This is a genomic window from Streptomyces sp. NPDC017943 (assembly GCF_044328425.1).
GTDB classification, from domain to species: Bacteria; Actinomycetota; Actinomycetes; order Streptomycetales; family Streptomycetaceae; genus Streptomyces; species Streptomyces djakartensis_A.
This window is the reverse complement of record NZ_JBIRHH010000059.1, coordinates 1-4,292: the sequence shown is the minus strand read 5'-3', so window position 1 is coordinate 4,292 and position 4,292 is coordinate 1. Positions and strand designations below refer to the sequence as shown.

Here is a 4,292-nt window from a genome sequence, read left to right as displayed (position 1 = left end):
CGGAGAACGCCGTCCACCGCCGGGCGCGAGCCCGGGTGGAACACGCCCTGTCGCGGCTGAAGAACTGGAAAATCCTGCGGGACTGCCGACTGAAGGGCAACGGCGTTCACCAGGCCATGCTCGGCATCGCCCGGCTCCACAACCTAGCCCTCACCGGATAACTCACACCCCATACGGCACAACCTCTAGGTGGGTGAGTGAGGCGAACGCGGCGAGGTAGAAGGCGCGCTTGAGCTGTTTGTTGCCGCGTCTCGAGGGGTGTTCGCCGCGGATGGAGGAGCCGGAGTTCCTGGTCACGGGTGCCAGGCTGGCGTAGGCGGCGAGGTGGCCGGCGGTGGCGAAGCCACTGCCGTCACCGACGTCGATGAGGATGCGGGCCGCGGTCCTGACTCCGATGCCGGGCATCGAGATCAGGACCCGGGAAAGAGGGTGGGCCTCCAGGAGCTCTTCGATCCGTGCGGCGAGGAGTTTGCGCTGGTCAAGGATGGACTGGAGGGAACTGGCGAGGCTGGGGACGATCAGTGCGGCCGCGTCGGTGCCCGGGACGACGACGGTCTGTTCGTCGAGTGCGGTGAAGATGTCCTCGACCAGCCGCTCGGCCATCCGTGGTGCCTTCGGCCTTATCAGGGTGACCAGTCGTCGCCTTCCGGCTTTGCGGATCTGGGCGGGTGAGCCGTACTGGTCCAGCAGCCTGAGCACGGCCGGGTGCTGAATTCGTGGGCCCAGGGCCCGCTCCAGTGACGGATGGATCTGGGTGAGCAGGCCGCGGAGCCGGTTGGTGATCCGGGTGGACTCGCCCGCCAGCTCGTCGTCGAAGCCCGCGATCATCGCGAGCTCGGCGACCGTCTCATCGGCGGGATCGACCACCCGGAGGGTGTGGGGCATCGCTCTGGCCGCGTCCGCGATGACGAACGCGTCACGGGCGTCGGTCTTGGCCTCACCAGGGTAAAGATCGGCAATCCGTCGCATGGTCAGCCCGGGCAAGTAGGCGACCTGGCAGCCTGCATCCCGGGCGACCGCCAAGGGCAGAGCTCCGATAGAAGCCGGCTGGTCGACGACCACCAGCACGGTTCCGTGCTTGGCCCGAAGCTTGTCGAACAGTTCCCGCAGCTTCGGTTCACTGTTGGTCAGCGGCTTGTCGAACACCTTCTTCCCCGCGCGATTGACAGCGGCGGCGTGATGTTCACCCTTGCCGACATCGAGCCCCAGATAGACGCCGATGTCAGTTTCGTCTGTCACGACCGTCGCTCCCGCCCTCGCCTGTTCCCCGGCCTGACCTGTGGCATCAGCGTGCCGGCATCCACGTTACGAAGAGACTGCCCTACCCGGTTGAGGGCTGGGCGCTCGTGCCTCTAATCAGCGGTCTGCCAATGCCTCCGGCACCAGCGACACCACCTTTTCGATCATCTCGACAGGGGGCTCAAGTCATACCGGGCCGAAGGCCGGGAGCCTCCTCGCGAGGCCACAAAGAAGGTAACGGGGCGAACACACAGGTCCGAGCCCCGTGGACCGAGGCAAGCCCGGTTCCAAGATGCACGTCCTGTCCGACGCGAACGGACTACCCCTACGCGTCGGAGTCTCCGCCGCAAACGTCCACGACAGCCAGGCCCTGAAGCCGATGCCGTCCCATTTCCACATGGGACACGAATCCCACGCGCCGATTCCAAGCCCGGGCGTCTTCATGCGGACAAGGCGTACGACGTCCCTCACCTTCGGCGATGGCTATGGACAAGCACATCGGCGTCCGCATCGCCCGCAAGGGAGGCGACTCCAGCGAGCAACTCGGCCGCCGAAGGTGGGTCATCGAACGCACCATGTCCTGGCTGTCCGGCTACCGCCGACTCAACCACCGCTACGAGCAGAACCCAGGCAACTACCTGGCCTTTCTCGGACTCGCCGCCGCCCTCTGCTGCTACAAACGGCTCCGGAAACTGACCATGTAGGACACAGTTTTATGGGGGATGAGGCCTGGAGGTAGGAAACCGTAGGTCAGGCGGCGCGCTCTTTTGCCCCGCACCTCACAGATCAGTTCAGGCCAGGGCTCGGGTACGTGCCTGATCGGTGGCCCGCGCGACCGGGCCGCGGTGGGCGGGGCCGTGGCCGGGGAGCAGCAGGTCGCCGTCGAGGCACTCCAGAAGGTCGAGTGAGGACACCGCGCGAGTCCGCTCGTGATGGAACATGTCGGGCAGGAGTTGCGGCCCGGTGACCCGCGAAGTGGGGTGGCCGCTCACCAGGGCGTCTCCGGAGACGACCGCTCCGACGTCCGGCAGGTGGTAGGCGCAGTGGCCCAGGGTGTGGCCGGGGGTGGGGACCGGTACCGGCCGGCCGGGCAGGTCGAGCGGACCGTCTTGGGCAAAAGGCCGGGGTGCGGTGACCGGGTGCTGAGCGGAACCGCCGACACGCAGGGTGTGCACAGCCCAGGGCAGTACTCCGGGCCGCCAGGCGTTACGCAGCACCGTGCTCACAGAGACCTGGTGGAGGTAGTCCCGGCGGGCGTGTGGCACCTCGTCCTCGTGCGCGAGGACGGGGGTGCCATACGTTGTGCGCAGGTACTGGGCGGAGCCCAGGTGGTCGTTGTGGGCATGGGTGAGCAGGACGGCCGCCACCCGCTCGGGAGCGCTGCCCACCTCGGTCAGTGACGTCAGCAGGAGCGAGCGGTCGCCGGGGTACCCGGTGTCGATCAGGGTGGCCTCGCCGCCCTCGGTCAGAATGATCCAGTTGGTGTTACTACCGTGCACCAGGTAGGTGCCGTCGGCGACTTGGCGAATGTCGGCGCGCATGGGTCCTCGTTCTCGTTAGTACTGCGGGGTGCTTGTAGGTCGGCCGCGGGGCAGCGGGACTGTAGCGGCTTCCGGGCGACGGCCTGCGCGATGGGGAGCCGACGGACAGCAGCGGTCCCACGCTGCCCACCACGGCCACGACTGCCGCTGCGTGATGCCGTCGAACGGCTCACCGCAACAGGCCACTGGTGGCCGGGCCAGCCGGGACTCATTCACAACGGCGCTGGGGTTGGGTATCACGTCCTGGAGGAAGGTCCTGGACGCAGCAGCTCCGCCTCGGGCCGGTCAACAACTTCGGGTGAGCCGCTGTTCGCGGCCGTGATCCGCAGGCTGGTCGGCGGCTGCCCCTGGCTCATACTCCTTCGTAGCTTCGGTACCGCGAAGTCGACCACCCGCTTCCGGTTGCCGGCCCTGATCGACAGCCGGAATCCAGCGGGCGCCTGCGCCAAGGTGTACCGCGCTGGCTCAACGAGGCCAGCCTCGATTCCGGCCTGGCCGCGGAAACGCCGCCCGCGGTCTGGCGAGTCAGCACGGCTTCATGGCAGGAGAAGTCGCCCTTGCAGCAATGCTCATTACTGCCTTGCCGGCAAGGGAACACTCCGACGACCATCCACCGCTGCCCCGTCAGCGCAACCGGGTCAGCACCGGCGGAGCGACGAGATGCTGTCATTGAACGTCTCGTAGTGGCCGGTCAGCGCGAAACTTTGCCCTGGAAATACCTCCATGGCAGCACCCTTGAAATCGGCATCCCTATAGAGACAGTACGTCACGTACGAGTCATTCCTTACAGACTTCACCTCATCATTCAGCCCTTGATTTTCCATGTCTGCTTCGAAGAGGCCAGGACGAACACACATCGCATAGTCGTCGACCTCGAACTTGCTATTCGAATAAAGCTGGAGCGTGCCTTTGGTGCCGATATTCTCACAAGCTACCTGATCATGGATGGTAAAGCGGTCAAACTTCGCCTCCACCTTGACCTCCTGGTTAGCCTCTTCGCCGCTCGCAGAGAATCCCACGATTCCTGCAACGAGGGCGCACGCAGCCAACCCAGATGCCAGAGCTACCCTAAAAGTACGCATTGCTTTACTCCGATTCAAACTTCGCATCCGACAGGACGGCCGGCTCACGCTTTCGACTACTACAACGTCGTGCGCTCAGATCTGGTTCACCTGCACCTCTCCCTTGTCACAGCTGCCCTCCCCCTCACACGGCGTCGGACTGGGCACCGGCTCATACTCGATCGAAGTATGCGGCAGCATTGGCGATGCGAAAATTCATTGGGGCTGGTCTCGCTGCATGCATCTGGCGCCATGTGAGTAAGGGTTCGGCACACTTTCCGAGGTCGCTCTCCGACTCCAAAATCTGCCTGAAGCGCTTGCTATGAGGATGGATCCGGCGAAGCTGCGATAACACTGTCCGCTAGAGGTTGTCCCGTAACCGGTTTGGCCGTTGGTGCGTTGGCTGTGCATGGGTGGGGTGATCTCAGCGGATGATCCGAAGTGGATCGAG

General features: G+C 65.0%; 3 protein-coding genes and 2 pseudogenes. 2 read left to right on the top strand and 3 right to left on the bottom strand.

Annotation, left to right across the window (positions count from 1 at the left end; genetic code table 11):
- The coding region (locus ACH4C6_RS36030) for a transposase (protein ID WP_398112792.1) at positions 1 to 161 on the top strand (161 nt) is incomplete at its 5' end.
- 34 nt (positions 162 to 195) lie between these two features.
- Here ACH4C6_RS36030 and ACH4C6_RS36025 read toward each other — a convergent pair.
- Positions 196 to 1,239, bottom strand: a pseudogene (locus ACH4C6_RS36025) (IS110 family transposase); the annotation flags it as partial.
- 292 nt (positions 1,240 to 1,531) lie between these two features.
- On the opposite strand from ACH4C6_RS36025, the pseudogene ACH4C6_RS36020 reads away from it, so the two are divergent.
- A pseudogene (locus ACH4C6_RS36020) lies at positions 1,532 to 1,943 on the top strand (transposase).
- Positions 1,944 to 2,030: 87 nt separating this feature from the next.
- Here ACH4C6_RS36020 and ACH4C6_RS36015 read toward each other — a convergent pair.
- On the bottom strand, positions 2,031 to 2,780 hold the full coding sequence (locus tag ACH4C6_RS36015) for an MBL fold metallo-hydrolase (RefSeq protein ID WP_398112791.1): 750 nt from the start codon (positions 2,778 to 2,780) through the stop codon (positions 2,031 to 2,033).
- Between the two features lie 638 nt (positions 2,781 to 3,418).
- Positions 3,419 to 3,799, bottom strand: a complete 381-nt coding sequence (locus ACH4C6_RS36010; RefSeq protein WP_398112790.1) for a peptidase inhibitor family I36 protein — start codon at positions 3,797 to 3,799, stop codon at positions 3,419 to 3,421.
- Positions 3,800 to 4,292: the final 493 nt, after the last annotated feature.